The 21,962-nt window shown below is 62.7% G+C and carries 22 protein-coding genes and 1 tRNA gene; 9 read left to right on the top strand and 14 right to left on the bottom strand.

Annotated elements, in window-relative coordinates; genetic code table 11:
• Positions 1-72: 72 nt before the first annotated feature.
• The 14 genes from ribD to ACN20X_RS24395 all read right to left on the bottom strand — a co-directional run bounded on the left by ribD (position 73) and on the right by ACN20X_RS24395 (position 14,848).
• A complete protein-coding gene (ribD, locus tag ACN20X_RS24460) occupies positions 73-1,191 on the bottom strand; it encodes a bifunctional diaminohydroxyphosphoribosylaminopyrimidine deaminase/5-amino-6-(5-phosphoribosylamino)uracil reductase RibD (RefSeq protein WP_016447729.1) in 1,119 nt (372 codons plus the stop codon).
• A 24-nt stretch (positions 1,192-1,215) separates the two neighbouring features.
• Complete coding sequence (locus tag ACN20X_RS24455) at positions 1,216-1,638, bottom strand: type IV pilin protein (protein WP_016447728.1); 423 nt, start codon at positions 1,636-1,638, stop codon at positions 1,216-1,218.
• Positions 1,639-1,679: 41 nt separating this feature from the next.
• A complete protein-coding gene (locus ACN20X_RS24450; protein WP_473209997.1) occupies positions 1,680-5,303 on the bottom strand; it encodes a pilus assembly protein in 3,624 nt (1,207 codons plus the stop codon).
• Positions 5,304-5,381: 78 nt separating this feature from the next.
• Positions 5,382-6,128 carry a pilus assembly PilX family protein gene (locus ACN20X_RS24445; RefSeq protein WP_034363848.1) on the bottom strand — a complete coding sequence of 249 codons (747 nt, stop codon included), beginning with the start codon at positions 6,126-6,128 and terminating at the stop codon, positions 5,382-5,384.
• A gap of 20 nt (positions 6,129-6,148) precedes the next feature.
• Complete coding sequence (locus ACN20X_RS24440; protein WP_473209996.1) at positions 6,149-7,069, bottom strand: PilW family protein; 921 nt, start codon at positions 7,067-7,069, stop codon at positions 6,149-6,151.
• Between the two features lie 2 nt (positions 7,070-7,071).
• Entirely contained in the window at positions 7,072-7,746 is a 675-nt protein-coding gene (gene pilV / locus ACN20X_RS24435; RefSeq protein WP_047469186.1) for a type IV pilus modification protein PilV, read from the bottom strand.
• A 20-nt stretch (positions 7,747-7,766) separates the two neighbouring features.
• Positions 7,767-8,339: a GspH/FimT family pseudopilin gene (locus tag ACN20X_RS24430; RefSeq protein ID WP_203400507.1), complete on the bottom strand. Its 573-nt coding sequence runs from the start codon at positions 8,337-8,339 to the stop codon at positions 7,767-7,769.
• Between the two features lie 179 nt (positions 8,340-8,518).
• A complete protein-coding gene (locus ACN20X_RS24425; protein WP_016447722.1) occupies positions 8,519-8,944 on the bottom strand; it encodes a type IV pilin protein in 426 nt (141 codons plus the stop codon).
• 8 nt (positions 8,945-8,952) lie between these two features.
• On the bottom strand, positions 8,953-11,376 hold the full coding sequence (locus ACN20X_RS24420) for a pilus assembly protein (RefSeq protein ID WP_473209995.1): 2,424 nt from the start codon (positions 11,374-11,376) through the stop codon (positions 8,953-8,955).
• Positions 11,377-11,454: 78 nt separating this feature from the next.
• Entirely contained in the window at positions 11,455-12,219 is a 765-nt protein-coding gene (locus ACN20X_RS24415) for a pilus assembly PilX family protein (protein WP_464185311.1), read from the bottom strand.
• Positions 12,216-13,091 (bottom strand): PilW family protein, encoded by an 876-nt coding sequence (locus tag ACN20X_RS24410; RefSeq protein WP_473209994.1) that lies wholly within the window; start codon positions 13,089-13,091, stop codon positions 12,216-12,218. The genes ACN20X_RS24415 and ACN20X_RS24410 overlap by 4 nt, the downstream gene beginning before the upstream one ends.
• Positions 13,088-13,726 carry a type IV pilus modification protein PilV gene (gene pilV, locus ACN20X_RS24405; RefSeq protein WP_016451208.1) on the bottom strand — a complete coding sequence of 213 codons (639 nt, stop codon included), beginning with the start codon at positions 13,724-13,726 and terminating at the stop codon, positions 13,088-13,090. The genes ACN20X_RS24410 and pilV (ACN20X_RS24405) overlap by 4 nt, the downstream gene beginning before the upstream one ends.
• Positions 13,717-14,280, bottom strand: a complete 564-nt coding sequence (locus ACN20X_RS24400) for a GspH/FimT family pseudopilin (protein WP_016451209.1) — start codon at positions 14,278-14,280, stop codon at positions 13,717-13,719. The genes pilV (ACN20X_RS24405) and ACN20X_RS24400 overlap by 10 nt, the downstream gene beginning before the upstream one ends.
• A gap of 253 nt (positions 14,281-14,533) precedes the next feature.
• On the bottom strand, positions 14,534-14,848 hold the full coding sequence (locus ACN20X_RS24395) for a hypothetical protein (RefSeq protein WP_016451210.1): 315 nt from the start codon (positions 14,846-14,848) through the stop codon (positions 14,534-14,536).
• 280 nt (positions 14,849-15,128) lie between these two features.
• Between ACN20X_RS24395 and rpsO the strand changes: the two genes are divergently transcribed.
• The 9 genes from rpsO to ACN20X_RS24350 all read left to right on the top strand — a co-directional run bounded on the left by rpsO (position 15,129) and on the right by ACN20X_RS24350 (position 21,945).
• Entirely contained in the window at positions 15,129-15,395 is a 267-nt protein-coding gene (gene rpsO / locus ACN20X_RS24390) for a 30S ribosomal protein S15 (RefSeq protein ID WP_012206984.1), read from the top strand.
• A gap of 206 nt (positions 15,396-15,601) precedes the next feature.
• Positions 15,602-17,863: a polyribonucleotide nucleotidyltransferase gene (pnp, locus tag ACN20X_RS24385; RefSeq protein WP_016447715.1), complete on the top strand. Its 2,262-nt coding sequence runs from the start codon at positions 15,602-15,604 to the stop codon at positions 17,861-17,863.
• 122 nt (positions 17,864-17,985) lie between these two features.
• On the top strand, positions 17,986-18,987 hold the full coding sequence (locus tag ACN20X_RS24380) for an NAD(P)H-quinone oxidoreductase (RefSeq protein WP_016447714.1): 1,002 nt from the start codon (positions 17,986-17,988) through the stop codon (positions 18,985-18,987).
• Positions 18,988-18,989: 2 nt separating this feature from the next.
• Positions 18,990-19,736, top strand: coding sequence for a triose-phosphate isomerase (tpiA, locus tag ACN20X_RS24375; protein WP_016451211.1), 747 nt, complete (start codon positions 18,990-18,992; stop codon positions 19,734-19,736).
• Between the two features lie 58 nt (positions 19,737-19,794).
• Positions 19,795-20,187, top strand: coding sequence for a preprotein translocase subunit SecG (gene secG / locus ACN20X_RS24370; RefSeq protein ID WP_016447712.1), 393 nt, complete (start codon positions 19,795-19,797; stop codon positions 20,185-20,187).
• Between the two features lie 118 nt (positions 20,188-20,305).
• Positions 20,306-20,390: transfer RNA gene (locus ACN20X_RS24365), tRNA-Leu, on the top strand.
• Positions 20,391-20,463: 73 nt separating this feature from the next.
• Positions 20,464-20,823: an NADH-quinone oxidoreductase subunit A gene (locus tag ACN20X_RS24360; RefSeq protein ID WP_012206979.1), complete on the top strand. Its 360-nt coding sequence runs from the start codon at positions 20,464-20,466 to the stop codon at positions 20,821-20,823.
• A 23-nt stretch (positions 20,824-20,846) separates the two neighbouring features.
• Positions 20,847-21,326: a NuoB/complex I 20 kDa subunit family protein gene (locus tag ACN20X_RS24355; protein ID WP_012206978.1), complete on the top strand. Its 480-nt coding sequence runs from the start codon at positions 20,847-20,849 to the stop codon at positions 21,324-21,326.
• Positions 21,327-21,336: 10 nt separating this feature from the next.
• Positions 21,337-21,945 (top strand): NADH-quinone oxidoreductase subunit C, encoded by a 609-nt coding sequence (locus ACN20X_RS24350; RefSeq protein ID WP_160852116.1) that lies wholly within the window; start codon positions 21,337-21,339, stop codon positions 21,943-21,945.
• The last annotated feature ends 17 nt before the right edge of the window (positions 21,946-21,962 follow it).

Below are 21,962 nucleotides of genomic sequence, written 5' to 3'. Positions count from 1 at the left end.
TTGGCCCAAGGATCGGTCAATCGGGTGTCGGACGGCTGCGCCAGCCGCTGGTCCAGGAAGCTGCTGTCCGCGTCAGAAGCTGGCGCGCCCTTCAACACGAGCGACAACGCGCAGATCCGGCCCTATACGCTGCACATCGTGCAACTCCAGCGCAAGGGCCTCGGACAGCGCGTCCAGTGGCCCGAAACTGGCAATGCCCATGCCACCCGTGCCCAGCAGCTTGGGGGCCAGGTACAGCAGCAGTTCATCGACCAGCCCTTCGCGTATCAGCGAGCCATTGAGCTTGAAGCCTGCTTCCACATGCAGCTCGTTCGTACCGCGCGCGGCCAGGTCACGCAGCATGGCGGCCAAGTCCACCTTGCCGTGCGCGTTGGGCATGTGGATGATCGTCGCGCCAGCCGCCTGCAAATCTTCGGACCGCAAAGTATCCTGACTGCTGGTGTAGATAAGGCAGCCGCCGGGCGTCTTCAGTACCTGGGCGGTGAGCGGCGTGTCCAGCCGGCTATCCACCACCGCGATGCGCGGTTGGCGCTGGGTAGGCACTTCACGCACGTTCAGACGCGGATCGTCTTCCAGCACCGTGCCTATGCCCGTCAGCAGGGTGCAGGCCCTCGCGCGCCAGGCATGGCCGTCGGCACGTGCCTCGGGCGAGGTGATCCATTGGCTGACACCGTTGTGCAATGCGGTTGCGCCGTCAAGGGAACTGGCGGCCTTCATGCGCACCCACGGTATGCCGCGCAGCATGCGGCTGAAGAAGCCGATGTTCAGTTCGCGCGATTCGGCTGCACCTGGTCCCACCTCCACCTGTACACCTGCAGCACGCAGCCGCGCAAAACCTTGGCCAGCTACCTGGGGATTGGGATCGGTGAGTGCGCCTACCACCTTGGCAACGCCTGCAGCGATCAGGGCATCGCAGCAGGGACCTGTACGGCCCTGGTGCGAGCAAGGCTCCAGCGTCACATAGGCGGTGGCTCCGCGCACATCCCCGCCCTGTGCTGCGGCATCGCGCAGCGCCATCACTTCGGCATGTGGGCCACCAGCCTGCTGGGTGAACCCCTGGCCAACGACCCGGCCATCGGGTGCCACCAGTACGCAGCCCACGCGCGGATTGGGGGAGGAAAGAAAAAGCGCCTGGGCGGCGAGCCCAAGCGCTTGGTGCATGTGTCGAGGGGAATCTGCCATGGCCAGCATGGTAAGGCAGCTTGGCTGTGTGTCTTACTTGCCCCAGCAATCGGCGTTGAATGCCGAGTCCGACGAGACCTTTCCATCGGCGCCGCGCAGCCCGGTGTTGCTCAGCGTATAGGTTCCGCATTTGTCGCCTGTCTGCGGGCCACGGGGCACTGCCGTCAAGGTGTAGCTTGCGTTGCTATTGTTTGCTGCGAATCCGATGGTGTAGCGCTTGCTGTTGTCGCCTGCCCAGGTGAGGGCGGCCGGCAGTGCAGTGGGATAGACGCCCGTGGCGGTAGAAGCCCTTTCCAGCCACTGCTGGGCCTGCAGCAGCCCCGCACGGGCATCGGCCCTGTGTCCGCGGCGTATGTACTCGGAGTAGCTTGGTATGGCAATGGCCGTGAGGATGCCGACGACCGCCACCACGATCATCATCTCGATTAAGGTGAAGCCTTGGTTCTTGCGTTTCATATATGGCTGCTCAACTGGGATGAAAGATAACATCCGCAAGCCTACTTGATGTGGCGCCAACTGGGGCGCAGGGATTCTTCAGGCATGGGTGCGAGCTTCTCCTTCTCGTTTTTCGAATCAATATCGATATTTATCTTGCTGCTGGAGAGCACGGTATGCGATCCCTTGCTGACCTGTGCGCGCGAGACACCGCCATCATTGACATTGAAGAAGCCATCCTTGTTCTTGTCCACGATCTGCACGGTCGGCCGCTTGCCGTCCATGATGTTGATCAGCGTGCGGTACTGGCGCTCCTCATCCACGGAAGTGGACTCGCAGCTTTCTACGCTGAGATCCACGTTCGAACCTTTGGCCGGCACCTGCGAGTACACCGTCAGGATGTTGCTTCCGTCATAGAACTCCATTGGCTTGAGCAGGCGTTCCCCAATGGCGGGCATGTCCATGAACCAGCCGTTGTAGTTGGCCCAGGTTTCCTTCTTAAGTTCGTTTTCCGCATTCCTTGCATCCACCGTGCCGTATTCGCCGTTGCCGAGTTCGCTGATTTTCTGTTCGGCCAGCTTGGCATTGGCTACGCCTTCGCCCAAGGCCAACGGTGAAGGCACGCAGGTGGTTGCTGATGGCGCGCAGACCCCGTCGCCAGGGTGCACCTCCAGGCGCTTGCCTTTGGCGGTGTCGATGATGCGGTAGCGTGTGTTGTCAAGAACTGAGTAAAGGCTTTGCACCTGTACGCTGTTGGGATCGTCCTGGGTGACGTTGCGGCCCGTGCCGAACGCGATCATCATGCCGGTCACGGGGACCGTCTTGGCATTTGTTCCCGTGCCTATCGTCATGGTGCGGTCATTGGTGCGCACCGTAGGTGCGACCGTGATGGGCTGTACATTGGTGCGTGCGGACGAGTTCAGTGCGGTCGGCCCCTTTGCCGTGAATAAGGGCTGACCTCTGAAGGCCACGTTCCAGTTGGAATCGTTGATGCTGGTTACATCGAACTTCCAGAGATTGCCCAGGTTGTCTCCGGCATAGATGACGTCGGGTCGGCCATCGCCGTCGATGTCCACCAGGCGCGGGGCCGACAGGCCGTTGTCTGCCGCCTTGCCTGTGCCAGCCGTTTCCGTGGTGACGGGGATACGCACCAATTCCTGTGCGCCATCCAGATACTGGACCAGCAGCACGGGGCGTTGATTGGCACTGTTGTAGCCATTGCCCATCACCACTGCCCAGCGGTTGTTGTTCATGCGTGTGATCTGCGTGGTGCGCATGGGGTCGTTTTCGTCGAGCACGGGGCGGGCGGTGATATGGCCGATATCCCTGTCCTCTTCCACGGCTTTCAGGCATGCGGCCTTCTCGGACACGCCTATACCCGTTCTTGCGCAGTCAAGCACCGTCTCCCCAGCGCCGCGGGTACGGTCGAGTCTCACCAGTTGCGAGGCATTGGCTTCGGTGAAGCCCAGAGCGCCATCCGTGGTGGTGGCTGAGTTTGGATTGGTGACATCCAGCACGAAGTAGCCCTTGCCTCCGGCGCCAAGGGCTCCTACCAGCAGCGTACGCCATTTGGCCGCGTAGTTGATCGCATAGTTAGGATCGTCGGTCGCCTGGATGCCAGTGCCCAGGTCCACATCGCCAGTCATTGGCGAGCCATCCACGAAGTATTTGTGCGTGCTGTTGTAATCGGGAGATGTCAGCAGCTTGAGGTTGGGAATCACGCCGCGGGGGACATAGGCAATTTTCTCGCTGCCGTCGGCGGCCGAAAAACCGTGCAGCATGCCATCGTTGCCGCCCACATAGATCATGGGGGGGCGATCGGCATTGTTGCGTGTGAATTCGGCATAGCCGGTCAGGGCATAGCTGCTCGAAGGTTTGCCGAGATACCACACCACGGAATTGATAATATCGCCCTGGCGGCTCTTGCGTTCGCGGAATGGTTGGGATGTGGTGTAGCCATTGTTGTCGGAGCCTTCCAGGCTGCGGTCACCCCGGATGAAGTTGAGCCGGTTCTGTCCGTTCGTTGCCACGGTGACACTGGTGTCGCTGGGGTTGAGCCCCAGCATTGCCTTTTGCGCCGTGCTCAGATTGGCCTCATCGTTGGCCCATTTGAAGGACGTGCCTCCTTTGTATTTGGTGGTGTCCCATTTGTCGCTCCAGCTCAGGATCAGACGGCTGGCCACGCTGGTCAGCGCATCGAGCTTGTCTGCCGAATTTTTTCCGCCCCATCCGGGGGCGGAAATCGTCGTGCCATCCTTTTGCACGGTCTCTGCCGTCACGAAGCCCTTCCAGGCGTTCTGCGGCTCATAGGCACCGGTGAATTTGCCGACATCGTTGCGTGAGGCGTTGGAGCCACTGGTGGCAGTGGATGTCAGGTCGGGTTCGGTCTGCGTGTTGATCTGACCAAAGATCTCACGGAAGGCCTTTTCCAGATCCTCGCCTTTTTCCACGGCATAAAAGCGTCCGCGACCATTGAGTGCCGCATGCCACAGATCCAGGGCATTGCGCGACTCCGTGTTGGCGGTCAGGTCAGGCCAGCCGATGGTGCCGTTGGCCAAGCCTGGGAAACTTCCGTCGTAGCCAAACGGTACCATTTGTGTCGGACGCGTGATGGATGAATAGCTCCATTCGAACGCCATCTTGCTGAAGCCGATGGTGTAGGTCACCATGTGGGGCCAGGTGGCCGGGTTGTAGCGTGGATTCCAATAGCGATCCAGCGTGGCAGAGGTGCCGCTGGCATTGGTGAAGGTTTCGGTGGAGGAGGCCTTGCGGTAGTCGGCGGTAGGCTGCATGGTCCCTGTCAACCCCGAAGTCTGCAGCGGATTGGCCCAGCTGTAGAACGCCCAGTCGGCCAAGGTCGTACCTTTGGATTCGTCACGGTAGAGGGCGGATTTCTTTTGGTCCGCCGTGCTGCCGCCGTACACCATGTTGTCGCTGAACTTCAGGTTGGTCGCATTGTCTCTCCAATTCGTATTGGGGACATTGGTAGCTGTGCCATTCCAGCGGCCATCGGTCATCATGATGTGGTAATTGCGTCGGCAGGCAAGGTAAGGCGCGCCGGTATTGCCTGGATCGCTGGCCCACGGTCCGTCCTTGCTGACTGCGCGGCGCATGTAACTGTCCGCCTGACTGAACATCAGGTGCGACGGTGTGCCGTTGCTGGGGCTCAGGTTGTTGATGAAGGAGATGAAGTTCGTGCGATGCGAACCTTGCAGCGGGCGCATGGAGTTCGTATTCATCTGGACGGCGCTTCTGCCACTGCCGCTGTCCACATTGCCGGCATCGGAAGAGCGACCGTTGTTCCACATGGCCTGCCAGGCCAACCGGATTTTCTTGTCGGGCAGCAGCGTGGTGTCTCGGAAGATACCGCCGGATCCATTGTTTCCGATGAGTGCGTACTTGAGTACGTTGACACGGCGGCTGCTCATGGGCCAAGTACCATCCGAGTTGGGTGTGGTCTGGTTGCTCGCGCCGCTGGTGCTTTCGCTGTCGAGCCGGAAATTCATACTTCCCGAATCGTCAATGGAGATGATGACGTTGGGTGAAACGTAAGGTTCCTTAGTGCCGGGCGGCGACTGCGAAAGATCCAGCGCCATGGCGCCTTGCGGCAGCAGCGCGGCTGCCGCGGCCAGCGAAAGCAAGGTCCGGCGGAAGGTGTGCAGCGAAACGGGGGGCTTGCATTTCATGGCGCTTGCTCCTCTTAGTGTCAATATGGTGAATGTGGAAGGGTTTGCATGCCTTGGCGGGTGGCAAGGCGTGTTGGCCTAGTTCTTGCGTTTTTGCTGTGCGTAGGTCTGCTGCAGGACCACCATGGTGTTCGGCTTGCGCCCATAGGCCAGCGCCGTGACGCGATACACCACGAAGGGCTTGAGGTTCAGCGGCAGCAGGTTGTGCGGGCCGCCCATGATGAGGCTGGAATTCTTGTTGTCCTGGTAGGGAAGAACCTCCATCCAGTACCAGCCTCCCCGATTGGCGCTGCCTGTGTCCGTCAGGATGGGGTTGGCGGGCTGGGAACTGGAGCCTTTCGCTGCGCCCGTGTACTGGCCATAGCGCGCACCAACCGTACTGGCCGTCATCTGTGCCAACGTGGGCCCCTGAGATTCGTCCGAGTTGTTCCAGAAATCCTGCTTGCCCGTGCGCTTGGCGCAAAGGCCATTGCGGCATCGGGTGGGCTGTGCTTCCAGTTGGCCCAGCAAAGGAGTGACGTCCTGTGCCTCCAGAGGGATCTTGTCTGCGGTCGTCTTGCGGCAGACATCGCCGCTGCCACTGCATTCCGCACCGTTGGACTGTTCGCCGCGTATATCCAACTCGGCATCCTGCAGCAGTGCCTGGGCGGCCTCATAGGCGCGCTGGTAATCGGCATCGTTGCCGACCACCATCTCATTGAACAGCGAGGTGCGGGTGGCCCACAATGCCAGGAGCATAGAGAGCATGACGAACACGAGGACGACGAACAGCGCCACGCCACGCTGCCGGCGGTCCTTTGAATAGAGTTGCATGCGCAGGTGCATGGAGGAGTTGGCAAAAAGGGTCACAGCACGGTCCCCACCAGCCCTTGGCTGCGGAGCTGGTAGACACTGCGGAACGTCAGGTGCATGCGTCGGGTCCGAGGGGCGGCCAGCGTCGTCATGTCGACGGCCGCACCGTTGCAGTTCACATAGGTGCTTCCGGCGGGCATGTCCACGGGCTCGTTGCCATAGATCTCCAGGCATACCTCTACCGCTTGCACCTTGCCCCAGTTGTCCACGTTCGTGGCAGTCACATACTGGATCTTGGGTTTGCCCAAGGTCGTGTTGTCCTGCAACGAGTAGCGAACCTGGAAGCTGGCGACGTTCTGCGCCAGGGTCTGAGGGGCTGACCCATTACCCTGACATTGGAGTTGGCTGCCACTGAGCTGGAACACACTTTCCACGCGCTGATCGGTGCTGGCATTGGCAGGGCCTCCCAGGCAATTGCGCGCCAGCGATTGCTCGTCGGCACTGCTGTAGACAGGCTCCTTGTAGCGGCGATAGCCCACCGCGAGTGTGGTCGGGCTGGCTGTGCCCAGAATGGCATTGGTGACCGGATCGAAGGTATTTCCCTTGTTCACTGACTCCGCCTTGGTCTCGAATGCCACCGGAGCGGCGGAACTGTTGGCCGCGATCGCGCTGGTCGGGTTGAGGTTGAGATACAGAGAGCCGGACTGGCGCAGCTGTAGGCCGATGACGCGTAAGGCGTAGGCGGCCTGCTGCTGCAGGCCACTGGCATCGCTCACTGTGCCGGAGACGCCGCGCGACACCATCAGTGCCGCCATGGACACAGCCACGACCAGCAGGCCTATAGCAATGCCCACCATCAATTCAATCAGGGTGACGCCGCGTTGCGCCATGGCGCGCCGAGGGCTTGCAAGCGCGGGCTTAGCACTTAGAGCGCCGGGCCGCGGGGTTTTAAAGAATTGGATTCGTGTGGCCATGGTTAGGCTCCCGGGCAGTAGAACTGGACTGGATTGCCTAGAGGTTGGTAAGGCGCGCAGCGGGCTGCGATGGGGATGTATTGCAGATGACAGGTGAATCCATCCGGGCAGGTGGCAGCTGTGCCTGCCCCGGAACTGAGGGTGCCGTCGGCTGCCCGCACCTGGGTGGCGTCTATGTTGTCCTTGTAGGTTTTCTTGTCGGCTGCGTTGGCAATGTCCCGCTCGTTTTCACGCCAGCCGACCATAACGCCCAGTTGCCGACGATTCGTGGCGGAAGTATCTGCTGGTGCAATGAACACATTGGCCCGGCCCAGCGGAAGTGTGTCTCTGACGGACTGCTTCCATGAGCCTATGTCGTAGGTGGACAGCAGATCCTGAGTACACGCAGTGTTGCGGCAGTCACCGGGCGAAGGGCTGCTGGAGAAGTCGGAAACGTAGGCGTCAAGACTGGCCAATGCGTTGGGGTTGACCCTCATCCGCTCGCTCAGGTCTTCTATCAGACGAATGGCCTGCGCGCGGCGTAGGGTGGTTTGCGTATCGGTCAGCGTACGCATCTGTGTGCCTAGAATGCCAAGAATGCCCAGGGCAGCCACCACGATGGCCACCAGGGACTCGACCAAAGTGATGCCGCCCTGTCGGCGGTGCGGGGTTGGCCGGGTGTGTTTCGGCTGGTGCATGGGATGGTCTCGGGTTGAATTCAGGGACATGCTTCGCTGCCCTTTGCCTGAACGATTCGTCCGCCCATGCCTGCACACAGGCGGATCGCGCTGTTGTCGCTGACGTCTTTGCCTTTGGGGACGATGACGAACTCCATGGCCATGGCCGTGGCGTCTGCGCCACCGCTAGTCAGCATGCCCCAGCGGTCCACGGAAATGCTGCCCGTGAGGTTGGTCAGATTGACTTCTACGCGGTTGGGCGCAGAGCTTTGCTGTACCACGGTGCCGCCGCTGGTTACTACGCGCCAGCCGCAGTCCCAGGAGGTGTTGCCGACGGTGCTGGTGCAACCATTGCCGCTGGCTAGTTTGTCGATGAGGACGTTGCCGCCGCGCTTGATGGCCTCAGAACGCGCAAGGTAGATCGTTGCTTGCAGGTCCTCAACCACTCCGCGCGCGCGCCAGCGTTCAATGATCAAGGTGAAGCTGGGCACAGCAAGCGCTGTGAGTATGGCCAGGATGGCTACCACCACCATCAGTTCCAGGGTGGTGAACCCTCTGGAGCCCTGTTTGGGAGACCTGGTTCGTGGTGGCCGTCGTGGAGACAATGCATGCATACCCGGATGCTAGGCATTGTGTCCAGAGGCAGGCGAAGGAGCCGGATGAATGGATGCAACCTCGGGATGAGTGGCTGGCGGAACTGCGGGTAGTTCCCGCATCACGAGGGTGCATGGGGCCCGTTGATCGCAATGGACCCTGGGTGATTGCCTGGGAAACAGGGCTGGTATGCGCAGGGTTATCTGCCCCAGCATTCAGCGGCTGTGGTGCTGGAGGCCACATTCGCACCACTGCGCTCTCCGGTATGGGTCAGCGTGAAATCGCCACATCGGTCACCGAACTGGGAGCCGCGGCGTGTGGCGATCAGGGTGTAGGTGTCGTCGTCGTGGCCGCTGGTTGACAGGAAGTCGATGGTGTAGCGCTTGCTGGAGTCGTGGGCCCAGGTCAGATCTGCTGGCAACTCGGTGGGGTAGGTGCCGTTGGCGGTGGCGGCGCGCTCCAGCCATTGCTGGGCCTGGAGTAGACCGGCGCGGGCGTCGGCGCGGTGGACTGCGCGGATGTACTCGTTGTAGCTGGGGACGGCGACCGTGCCGAGGATGACGATGACGGCCACGACGATCATGAGTTCTATGAGCGTGAATCCTGGGGATCGAGGGCGGCGCATGTGGTGCCTCATTTCATTTGGCGCCAGCTGGGGCGCAGGGATTGCTCCGGCATGCGGGCGAGTACATTGCGGCGGCCTTCGGCGTCGTAGCCGATGGCGTGATGGCCCTTGTGGAGCAAGGCCTGGGATCCCCTGGCGACGCTTGCGCGCGAGACCTCCTCATCTGCCGTGCCGTAGACCCCATCGCCGTTGCTGTCCATCAACGGGACGCCGGGTCGCTTGCCATCCATGATGTTCATGAATGTCAGGAATTGGCGCTCCTCGCTCGCATTGCAGGCGTCGGGCGGGCTTGCGCTTTCGCCGGGGCGTCTGGGGGATCCGGCAGGTATCTGGCTGTAGATCGCGAGGATGTTGCTGCCGTCGTAGAAGCCCATTGGCTTGAGCAGGCGCTCGCCCGGCAGGGGCAGGTCCATGTACCAGCCTTTGTGCCGCGTCCAGTCGAGGTCGGTCGTGGAGTCAACGCGCCAGAAGCCTTGGCCGGCCGCCCCTGCCGGCTGATGGTTCACCGAGCGCCTGGCCAGTTCTCCGATGCCTGAAACGGGTGCCGCTCGCTGTCCGTCAGGCTGCCTGCAGTCCGAATCCTTGCCATCGAGGCAAGCTTGCACTCTGCCGTCCGCGAGCAGCCTGTAGCGGGTGCTGTCGAGGATGGAATAGATGCTCTGGACCGCTGTGTTGCCAGAATCCTGCCGCGTGATGTGGCGTCCGGTACCGAATGCCACCAGCATGCCGCCTGCCGTCAAGCGCTCGCGCCCTTCTTTGGCATTTTTGCTGGCCCTGCGCCGGTCATTGGCGCGTACGGAAGGAGGGGCGGTGATGGCTTGACGCAGGTTGCGAGTGGCCGATGGAGAACTGCCACCCCAGGCTGTGTACAGCGGCCGGCCGTCGAAGGCTACGCCCCAGCGGGAGGAGGCACCGCTGGCGATGAGGAATTTCCACAGATTGCCCTGGATGTCACCTGCGTAGACCACATCGGGCCGGCCGTCTCCATTGATGTCCACGAGGCGCGGGGCGGAGAGTCCGTTGCGGGTAGTCTCGGGGGTGGTGCCGGTTGGGGTATTGCCCGTGGCAACGAGGCGCAACAGCTCCTGGTTGCCATCGAGATACTGGATCAGCAACACGGGCCGCTGGTTGGTGCTGTGGTAGCCGTTGCCCGTCACCAGTGCCCAGCGGTTGTTGTTCAACTGCGTGATCTGAGTGCTGCGTTGCGGGTTGGCATCGTCCAGCACGGGCGCCGCCAAAATATGGCCCAGGTCTTTGTTTTCCTGGCAAGTGGCGCGCTGGCGCATGTCATCCAGGCTGGTGCAGTCGCCGGGATCGCTGTTGCGTGTCTGGGTTCGGTCAAGCAGGACCAGCGAGCTGGCACCGGACTCGCTGAAAGCCTCCGGATGGGTGATGTCCAGCACGAAGTAGCCCTTGGCTCCGGCGCCCGCCATGCCAGCCAGCACAGTGCGCCACTGCGAGGACGCAACGCTGCCCGAGGGGATGTCGCCGCTCATGGCGGAGCCGTCCACAAAGTAGCGATGCCGGGCGTCGTAGTCGGGGTCGGAAAGTCTTGCCAGTCCGGAGATCACGCCTCGTGGGATGTAGGCGATCTTTTCCCTGCCGTCGGTGGCCGAAAAGCCATGCAGCATGCCGTCATTGCCGCCTGCATAGATCATGGGCTGGCGGTTCTGCTGGGCGAGGGTATAGGCGGCATAGCCCGGCAGGGGCCAGTTGTCCACGGGATGGCCGGTATGCCAGATCTGGGAGTTGACGATGTCGCCCTGGCGCGAGCTGCGCTGGCGAAAAGGACGGGTGGGGCCAACGCGCGGCGGTTGTCCCGGCGCTTCCATGCGGCGGTCGCCGCGTATGAAGTTGAGCCTGTGCTTGCCCAGGTTGTCTGCTCTTCCTTCGACATCGATGCCCAGGGAGGCTTTCTGCCGGTGGTCGAGTTCATTCCACTTGAAGGACACGCCTCTTTGCAGTCTGTCGCTCCAGGTCAGGATCAGACGGTCATTGATTGCCTGTTCGTCGCTGAGTGCATCCAGGTGGCCGGCCGTGGTTTTGCCTTGCCAGCTGGCTGTTGCGGTGAGGCTGCCATCGGCCTGGACGGTTTCTGCGCTGATCCAGCCGCTCCAGGCCGCTTTTGCGCTGTAGCGGGCGCTGAATATGTCCACGCCGGCCCGCGTAATCACGCTGCCGCTGGAGGCCATGGAGCTGCTGCGGCCCTTGGCATCTGCCTGTTGTCCGGCCGGGCAGTCTTCAATGGGCGCGGCGAATTCGGTGCCATCTGCCTGAACCCTGGCAACTGGAGTGTCTGCCTCCGAGACCTGCTGGACCTGGATGGGTGCCGGCAGGCCAGGCTTTATCGTGACCTTGACTCGGGGCCCAAGCGACGACTGGATCATATCCATTGCCTGGCTGTTTTGCGCGGCCAGGACTGCAGCGGCCATGGCTGCGGCTGTCGGCGCTGGCAGCAGGATGCGCCGGAGCCAGGGATGGCAGAGGTGGGGCATGTCAGGTGTCCTGAGTCAGTCGCGGCGTTTCTGCCGGGCGTAGGTCTGCTGCATCACCACCTGGGTGTTGCTCTTGCGGCCATGGGCAATGGCCGTGATGCGATAGATCACCTGGGGCTGCATGTAAAGGGCCAGTCGGGGTGAGCCGTTGGCGATGACGCCCGAGTTCCCTGCGTTGACGTCATAGGGCAGGATCTCTATCCAATACCAGCCTCCCTTTCCTGCCTCACGATTTGCCAGGATGGAGTCGCTCTTTCCGCCAGCGATGGCGCCCGTGAACTGGCCGTAGCGTGCGCCGACGTCAGCGGCAGTCATCTGGCCCAGCGTGATCCCTTGGCCTTCGTCCGCGTTGTTCCAGAAGTCCTGAGGTCCCGTGCGCTTGGTGCACAGGCCATCGCGGCATCCAGTGGGTGTGGCCTCAGCGAGGCTGGCCAGCAGCAGGCCGACTTCCCCGGTTTCCCGGGGGAACTGTGCGATGCCTGCACCGCTGCGGCAGACGGATGGCTGGCTGCTGCTGGCGGCGCAGGCGGCGCCGCTGGCCTGTTCGCCCCGAATATCCAGTTCGGCATCCTGCAGCAAGGCCTGTGCAGCCTCCAGGGCACGCTGGTAGTCGGCATCGTTGCCCACGAACATTTCGTTGAACAGTGCGCTGCGCGACGCCCACAGGGCGAGCAGCATGGACAGCATGACCAGGACCACCACGATGAACAGGGCGATGCCTTTTTGGCGCTGCGCTGCGCAGGTGTGGGCATGTCGCATGCCTGCATCCTTGTGCGTCATCCGGCCAACCCCTGGCTGCGTAACTGGTACACGCTGCGAAAGACCATGTGCAGGCGCCGCGTCCTGGGCGCAGGCAGCGTGGCCATGTGGATGGATTCGGCCGTACCGTCGCTGTCGGCGCAGTCGGTATAGCTGCTGTTGGCGGGCATGTCGATGGCCTCGTTGCCGAAGAGCACCAGGCAGACCTCGGCGCCGACGACGCGAGGCCAGTCCTGGCCTACGGCGGCTGCGTTGACATACTGGATGCGGGCGGCGCCCCCCGGCGCCTGGATCAGGTAGCGCACCTGGAAGTTGGCGACGTTCCTGGCAAGGGGCTGGGCACCTGCGGAGGGCGCTCCGGCGCAGCGCAGGGTGTTTTTACTGGCGTCCAGGACAAAGCGGCTCAGGATGAGGCTGTCGCTGTTGGTTTGCCCCAGGCAATTGCGCTGCAGTGAGGTCTCGATGGCCGATGTGTGCAGCGGCTGCGTGTAGTTGCTGTAGCCCACGGCGAGCTTGTATTGGGAGCGCCCGGGTGCATCGAGGCCCTGGATGGTGTCGTGCACGGGGTTGAAGTCCAGTGCGCCCGCCTCGAATGCAACGGGGTCTGCCACGTCAATGGCTTCTGTTGCCTTCTTGTGTGATGCAAGAAGCAGCCGCAGGGACCCCGCCTGCCGGATCTGCCGGCCCATGACACGGAAGAGATGGGAAGCCTGCTGTTGCAACTGACTGGCATCGCTGATGGTGGCGGACACGGCGCGTGACGCCATGAGTGCGCCCATGGCCACGCCGATGATCAGCAGTCCCAGGAAAAGTCCGACCAGCAGTTCGACGAGGCTCAGCCCGCGTTGACGCGGTCTGGCCGCAATGGCGGTGGCGATGCGATGGGGTTTCATGGGCCTGCGCAGAAGAACTGGACTGCGTTGTTTGCAAGGTAGGGAGCACAGCGAGCGCTGAGTGGGATGTATTGCAGGTGGCAGGTTCTGCCTGCAGGACAGGCCATGGCCTGGTCGCCGTGCATGCGATCGCCATCGCCATCAAGTCCGATGGGGTCCTTGTAGTCGGCCTTGCCGGACTTTTCGTTCTCGCGCCAACTGATCATGATCCCCAGCTGGCGCCCATTGCCGGCGCTGGCGGCTGCCTCGTCTCCTGCGAGGAAGACCTTGGCGGCCCCGCCTGGCAGTAGTTGGCGAACGGATGCCTTCCATCGTGCGAGGTGGTAGCTGGCCATTGCGTCCGGGCCGCATGCGGCGGCACTGCAGTCGGCGACGGATTCGGGGGCGTGATTCCAGTCGGAAACGTAGCGGCCGATCTGTCCGAGGGAGTTGGGGTTGGCGTGCGTGCGCTCGCTGAGGTCCTCGATCAGCCGGATGGCCTGGGCGCGGCGCACGCCGCTTTGGTTGTCGGCCAGGGTGCGCATCTGCAGTCCCAGGATTCCCAGAACACCCAGGGCCGTGATGACGGTGGCGACCAGGGTTTCGATCAGGGTAAAGCCGTTGGGATGCCGATTGCGGGTACGAGTCAGGCGCATGGAATACCCTCCTGGCCGACCACCCGGATGCGTCCGCCGGACGAGACGCAAATGCCTTGGGTTGCGGCGGAAGTGATTCCGGCCGGAGATGGCGCAATGGCGAAACCCATGGCGGTGAGTCCGCCCAACTGACCCCAGCGGTCCACACTGATGATGGAGGCAGACCGGGAGCGGGTGACGAGGGTGCGGGCGGGCGTGTCGAAGCGCTGCAGCTCCTCCTTGGGATCCCAGTGCCTGTTGCCATTGCGGTCGACGAACACCACCCAGCCGCAGCCCCAGTCGGCGTGCTGCGCCGCCAGGGTGCAGCCCTTGGTGCCTTGGGGCAGTTTCTGGATGAAAACGCCGCCACCGCGCCGCACGGCTTCGGAGCGCGCGTACTGCAGCGTCGATTGCAGGGCCTCGACGGTCTGGCGAACACGCCAGCGCTCGATGATGAGGTTGAAGCTGGGAGCTGCCAGCGTGGTGAGCACGGCGAGGATGGCGACGACCACCATCAACTCGATGGCAGTGAAGCCTTCGGCGCCCGGGCGAGCCTGAGGCCTGGTCGATGACATGTCTTGAATCCCTCCCCGTCGATTGGCTTGCGCAACGCTGGTTGTTGCTGTTTGTTTCGTGCGCCGCTCAATCTATTGGGGTTGTTCGTGCATGTCTTTCAGACCAATCTGTTTCTTTGGTCAAAAAATAGGAGTTGTGCCGTGAATGGGGCTGAATTCAGGCGTGCAGAGGTGCGAAAAAATCCAATGATGGCAAGGACTTGCCAAATTTTTTGGTATTGGAGGCTGGCCTAGGACTGTTTCTGGGAGCGTGTCAGCGCTGGCGCCTGCCCGGCGGCTGCCCGGTGTATCCGGCGCATGCTCCGGCGTTGTGCCTGCCCTGGCATTCGCGGTAAAGCCGCTTGTCGCGTTGCTCGGGCGACTCGTCTGAGCTGCTGCGCTGCGTCGGCACCCGGACCCGCTGCCCGCCCTTTTTGCGCGTGGAGCCTTGCGCAGCCGATGCGTCGGCGCGATGGGACGCAGCCTGGGCAGGCAGGGCCAGGCCCAGGGCCGCGACCAGGCAGAGCAGGGCGCATTGCCGCAGCTGCGCTTGTCGGGTCGATGGAATGAATGAAAAACGCACTGCCATGGCGTGGCCCTCCCTTGGTGTATGGAATGCCTGCGCACCACATATCCGTGCTTCGTGACGGCATGCCTGTGGCGCGGGCTTTGCGGGATTCTGGGCGGGCAGCAGGCCGAAGTGGCAAAGGGCTGCAAATCAGGTGTGGATACCGGTCCGGGCGTGCTTGTTATAATCTCAGGGTTTTGCATGGTGCAAGACGCACGTCGGGGCCTTTCCAGTCTCGGCGCAAGTAACCAAGGCTGCCTCCTTGCTTTTGTCTTTGAGGCGCCAATTTCCAAGGAAAAAAATGATCGCATCTTCCGTGAAGGCTGAAGTCGTCAAGTCCAACGCACGCTCTGCCAACGACACTGGTAGCCCAGAAGTGCAAGTGGCCCTGCTGACCGCACGCATCAACGAGCTGACCCCTCACTTCAAGCAACACGCCAAGGACCACCACGGTCGCCGTGGCCTGCTGCGCATGGTGAGCCGCCGTCGCAAGCTGCTGGACTACCTCAAGTCCAAGGACGCTGATCGCTACACCGCACTGATCGCCAAGCTGGGCCTGCGCAAGTAAGCACGGTGGGAGATCGAAACGCCTGAGTTAGCCTGTCTAGCTCAGGCGTTTTTTACTTCGGAGAAAGCAAGACAGAGCGAAGCTGTGTCATTCCATTGCTGCGGATTTGATAGCAAGAAATCCAGCAATGGAATGGCATCGTGTTCTGAATTGCTCTCCATCATGGCCGGATGAGTGCATCTGGCCAACATTCCCTAGGAGCAACAATGTCCATCTTCAACAAAGTCACCAAGACCTTCCAGTGGGGCCAGCACACGGTCACCATGGAAACCGGCGAGATCGCCCGCCAGGCTTCCGGCGCCGTGCTGGTCAACATCGATGACACCGTGGTGCTGGCCACCGTGGTGGCGTCCAAGCAGGCCAAGTCCGGCCAGGACTTCTTCCCGCTGACCGTCGATTACATCGAGAAGACCTACGCCGCAGGCAAGATCCCCGGCAGCTTCTTCAAGCGCGAAGCCAAGCCCAGCGAACTCGAAACCCTGACCAGCCGCCTGATCGACCGCCCGATCCGCCCGCTGTTCCCCGAAGGCTTCTACAACGACGTGCATGTGGTCATCCACACCGTGTCGCTGAACCCCGAAGTCGATGCCGACATCGCCGCCCTGATCGCCACGTCGGCCGCCCTGTCCGTGTCGGGCATTCCGTTCAACGGGCCCATCGGTGCAGCCCGCGTGGGCTACATCAATGGCGAGTACGTGCTCAACCCCGGCCAGACCCAGCGCAAGGATTCGCAGATGGATCTGGTCGTGGCCGGTACTGAAGCTGCCGTGCTGATGGTGGAGTCCGAGGCGCAGCAACTGCCTGAAGACGTGATGCTGGGCGCCGTGGTCTTCGGCCACGAGCAAGGCCGCATCGCCATTGACGCCATCCATGAACTGGTGCGCGAAGCCGGCAAGCCCGTCTGGGACTGGGTCGCTCCCGCCAAGGATGAAGAGCTGATCGCCAAGGTGGCCGCACTGGGTGACGAAGCCCTGCGCGCGGCCTACCAGATCCGCAACAAGCAAAGCCGCACGCAGGCCTGCCGCGAAGCCTACGCCGCCGTGAAGGCCGGCCTGACGGCCCAGGGCGTGGAGTTCGACGGCGTCAAGGTCGAAGGCATGCTGTTCGACATCGAGGCACGCATCGTTCGCAGCCAGATCCTGGCCGGCGAGCCGCGCATCGACGGCCGCGACACGCGCACCGTGCGTCCCATCGAAATCCGCAACTCCGTGCTGCCCCGTACGCACGGCTCGGCCCTGTTCACGCGCGGTGAGACGCAGGCCCTGGTCGTGTCCACGCTGGGCACCGAGCGCGATGCACAACGCATCGACGCGCTGGCTGGCGAGTTCGAGGACCGCTTCCTGTTCCACTACAACATGCCTCCCTTTGCCACCGGCGAAGTGGGCCGCATGGGCTCGACCAAGCGCCGCGAAATCGGCCACGGCCGTCTGGCCAAGCGCGCCCTGGCGGCCTGCCTGCCCAGCAAGGAAGAATTCCCCTACACCATCCGCGTGGTGTCGGAAATCACCGAGTCCAACGGCTCCTCGTCCATGGCCTCGGTCTGCGGCGGCTGCCTGTCGATGATGGATGCAGGCGTTCCGATGAAGGCCCACGTGGCCGGTATCGCCATGGGCCTGATCAAGGAAGACAACCGCTTCGCCGTGCTGACCGACATCCTGGGTGATGAAGATCATCTGGGCGACATGGACTTCAAGGTGGCTGGCACCACCAGCGGCATCACTGCGCTGCAGATGGACATCAAGATCCAGGGCATCACCAAGGAAATCATGCAGGTCGCCCTGGCCCAGGCCAAGGAAGCGCGCATGCACATCCTGGGCAAGATGCAGGAAGCCATGGGTGAAGCCAAGGCCGAGATCTCGTCCTTCGCTCCCAAGCTGTACACGATGAAGATCAACCCCGAGAAGATCCGTGACGTGATCGGCAAGGGCGGCTCCACCATCCGTGCACTGACCGAAGAGACCGGCACGCAGATCGACATCGGCGAAGACGGCACCATCACCATCGCTTCCAGCGATGCCGCCAAGGCCGACGAAGCCAAGCGCCGCATCGAAGAGATCACGGCCGAAGTCGAAATCGGCAAGATCTACGAAGGCCCGGTCACCAAGATCCTGGACTTCGGTGCTCTCGTGAACCTGCTGCCCGGCAAGGACGGTCTGCTGCACATCAGCCAGATTGCCCACGAGCGCGTGGAGCGCGTCGCCGACTACCTGCAGGAAGGCCAGATCATCAAGGTCAAGGTCATGGAGACCGACGAAAAGGGTCGTGTCAAGCTGTCGCTGAAGGCGTTGACCGAGCGTCCTGCCGGCATGGAGCGCAGCGAGCGCCCCGCGCCTGCCGAGCGTGAGTTCCGCCAGCCGCGTGAGCCCCGCCAGCAACGCGAGTACCGCGAGCCGCGTGAACCTCGCGAGCCCCGTGACGGCGGCCGTCCGGCTGCCGAGGGCGAGCAGCAACAGCAACAGCAGCAGTAATGCCCGGCAAGGCCGTTCCCCAAAAAGGGGGGGGTGGCCTTGCAGGTGCATGCGGTGACTGGAAAAAGCGCTGACCTGTTCAGCGCTTGTGGCATTTTTGACAGGGATTGCGAGGTCGAAAAATGGAAAAGCAAATCATGCGTGCCGTGGAACTCACGGACTTTGGTGGTCCCGAGGTCTTGCGCCTGGGCGAGCGTCCGCTGCCCGTGGCCGGCGCGCAGGAGTTGCTGATCCAGGTCTCGGCCAGCGGTGTCAATCGTCCTGATGTGTTGCAGCGCAAGGGGCACTACGCCCCGCCGCCCGGTGCCTCGGATCTGCCCGGGCTGGAAGTGGCCGGGGTGATCGTGTCGGGTGACGACGACGCCATGCGGCTGGCAGGCCTGCGCGTGGGCGACCGCGTGTGCGCGCTGCTGGCCGGTGGTGGCTATGCGGAGTACTGCGTTGCGCCAGTGGCCCAGTGCCTGCCCATCCCGGCGGGGCTCAGCGAGGTGGAGGCTTCGGCATTGCCTGAAACCTTCTTCACCGTCTGGAGCAATGTGTTCGATCGCGGCGCCTTGCAGGCGGGCGAAACCCTGCTGGTGCAGGGCGGCAGCAGCGGCATTGGCGTGACGGCCATCCAGTTGGCCAAGGCGCGTGGCGCCACGGTCATCGTGACGGCTGGCTCCGATGCCAAATGCGCCGACTGCCTGAAGCTGGGCGCCGACCATGCCATCAACTACCGTACCCAGGACTTTGCCGCGGAGGTGCAGCGCATCACCGACGGCAAGGGCGTGGACGTGATCCTGGACATGGTGGCGGGCAGCTATGTGGCGCGCGAAGTGCAGAGCCTGGCCGAGGATGGCCGTCTGGTCATCATTGCGGTGCAGGGCGGCATCAAGGCGGAGTTCGATGCGGGCCTGGTCCTGCGCCGTCGCCTGCTGGTGACGGGCTCCACGCTGCGTCCGCGTCCTGTCGCCTTCAAGGCGGCCATCGCCCAGGCGCTGCGGCGCGAGGTCTGGCCGCTCATCGAGGCAGGCGGTATCCGCCCTGTGATTCACAGCACCTTTGCTGCCGCTGATGCCGACAAGGCGCACGCGCTGATGGAGTCGAGTCAGCACACCGGCAAAATCGTTTTGACGTGGTAACCATGAAGAAGAAACTCATCGTCGGCAACTGGAAGATGAATGGCAGCCTGGCTGCCAATGCCGTGTTGCTCAAGGCCCTCAAGCAGGGGCTGCCCGAAGGTGGAAATGCGGGTGTGGCGGTGGCTGTGCCGGCCGCCTATCTGGCCCAGGCCCAGGTCGAGCTTGCAGGGTCGTCCATTGGCGTGGCTGCGCAGGATGTGTCGCAGCATGACTCGGGCGCCTACACGGGCGAGCTTTCGGCTGCCATGCTCCAGGATTTTGACGTGCGCTACACCTTGGTGGGGCACTCGGAGCGTCGCCAATACCATGGTGAAACCGATGCCGTGGTGGCCTTGAAGGCGCAGGCTGCGCTGGCCAAGGGCGTCACCCCCATCGTCTGTGTGGGCGAAACGCTGGCAGAGCGCGAGGCGGGGCAGACCGAGGAAGTCGTCAAGCGCCAGCTGGCAGCCGTGATCCATCAGGTGGGTCAGTGCATCAGTGAGCTGGTCGTGGCCTACGAGCCTGTCTGGGCCATCGGCACCGGCAGGACCGCAACACCCGAGCAGGCGCAGCAGGTGCATGCCGTGCTGCGCGCCCAGCTGGCGGCTGCCAGCCGGCAGGCTGACCGCATCCCCTTGCTCTACGGCGGCAGCATGAATGCCTCCAATGCAGCCCAGCTTCTGGCCCAGGCCGACATTGACGGTGGTCTTGTGGGTGGGGCGTCGCTCAAGGCGCCGGATTTCCTGGCCATCATCGCTGCGGCCCAGTGAGCCGGAGCAGTTTCTCCATTCGCTTTTTTAGCTCTCGCGTTACTAGCAGGTACAACCAATGAATGCATTCGCAAGCGTGATCCTCGCCGTCCAGATGCTGTCGGCACTCGGCATGATCGGCCTGATCCTGATCCAGCACGGAAAGGGCGCCGACATGGGCGCCTCGTTCGGCAGCGGCAGCTCCGGCAGCCTGTTCGGTGCCTCGGGCAGCGCGAACTTTCTGTCGCGCTCCACGGCAGGCCTGGCCACGGTGTTCTTCGTGACCACGCTGGCGCTGGCCTATCTGAGCAATGCGCGTCCCGTCAGCTCGGGCAGCGTGCTGGAAGGCGCGGCCCCCATCACGGCACCGGCTCCCGCCGTCCCTGGCGCTGCTGGCGAAGTGCCTGCTCCTGCGGCAGGTCAGGCGCCTGCTGCCGGTGCTGAAGGTGCGGCCCAGATCCCCACGAAATAATTTCGAACAAAGCCCTCAGTCCTCCTGGTCCGAGGGTTTTTCAGAGTAGAATCTAGAGATTGTTCGGTAGGCGGAATCTTTGCAACGAAGATAAAGAGCCAGCCGAAATCGAGACGTAGCCGTCGTGGTGAAATTGGTAGACACGCTATCTTGAGGGGGTAGTGGCGAAAGCTGTGCGAGTTCGAGTCTCGCCGACGGCACCAAGATATAACTAAGAGCCTGCCCTGCTGATCAGGCTGATCGGTGCGGGCATGCCTTTCAAGGTAGCCGCACACGATGAACATCGACCAGTATCTTCCCGTTCTCTTGTTCATTCTCGTCGGCATGGGTGTCGGCGTAGTCCCCCTGGTACTGGGGTATGTGCTGGGTCCGAACCGGCCCGATGCCGCCAAGAACTCTCCCTACGAATGTGGCTTCGAGGCCTTCGAAGACGCGCGCATGAAATTCGATGTGCGCTACTACCTCGTCGCCATCCTGTTCATCCTATTTGATTTGGAAATCGCCTTTCTGCTGCCCTGGGCCGTTGCGCTTCGGGACGTGGGTGGGGCTGGTTTCGCCGCTGTCCTGATTTTCCTGACCGTTCTCGTCGTGGGCTTTGTCTACGAATGGAAGAAGGGTGCGTTGGACTGGGACTGATGCGGGTTCACTAAGGAAACACGATGATCGAAGGCGTGATGAAGGAAGGCTTCATCACCACGAGTTACGACTCGGTGGTGAATTGGGCCAAGACGGGCTCGCTGTGGCCCATGACATTTGGTCTGGCCTGCTGCGCGGTCGAGATGATGCACGCTGCGGCGGCGCGTTACGACATTGGCCGCTTTGGCTCGGAAGTCTTCCGTGCCAGCCCCCGCCAGTCGGACCTGATGATTGTGGCCGGCACCCTGTGCAACAAGATGGCGCCCGCCATGCGCAAGGTCTATGACCAGATGTCCGAGCCGCGCTGGGTCATCTCCATGGGCTCGTGCGCCAATGGCGGCGGCTACTACCACTACAGCTATTCCGTGGTGCGTGGCTGCGACCGCATCGTGCCGGTCGATGTCTATGTGCCTGGCTGCCCCCCCACGGCGGAAGCCCTGATCTACGGCATCATCCAGCTGCAGCAGAAGATCCGCCGCACCCATACCATCGCTCGCGTCTAAGGGCTAGATGATGACTGCTATTGCGATTCACCCCGAAGTGCTTCGGGATGTGGTGGCTGCTGCCTTGGGCGACAAGGCGCGCAGCGTGACCGTGGCCCTGGGCGAGGTGACGGTCGAAGTGTCCGCTGCCAACTATCTGGAGGCCATGCAGGTTCTGCAAAGCGCCCCGGATTGCCGGTTCGAGGTCCTGGTGGACCTGTGTGGCGTGGACTATTCCACCTATGCGGAAGTCGGCCGCGAAGGGCCGCGCTTTGCCGTGGTGTCCCACCTGCTGTCGATCAGCCTGAACCAGCGCCTGCGCGTTCGCGTCTTCTGTACCGACGACGATTTTCCGGTGGTGGCTTCGGTCACTCCCATCTGGGCCGGCGCCAACTGGTTCGAGCGCGAGGCGTTCGACCTGTTCGGCATCGTCTTCGATGGCCATGACGACCTGCGCCGCATCCTGACCGACTACGGCTTCATCGGCCATCCCTTCCGCAAGGACTTCCCGCTGTCGGGCCATGTGGAGATGCGCTATGACCCCGAACAGCAGCGCGTGGTGTACCAGCCGGTCACCATCGAGCCCCGCGAGATCACGCCGCGGATCATCCGCGAAGACAACTACGGGGGCCTGCACTGAAGGCGCTGCAGGCGCCT

This window comes from Delftia sp. PX-1 (assembly GCF_055797465.1).
The sequence above is the reverse complement of the archived record's forward strand: the minus strand, read 5'-3'. Positions and strand labels throughout refer to the sequence as shown.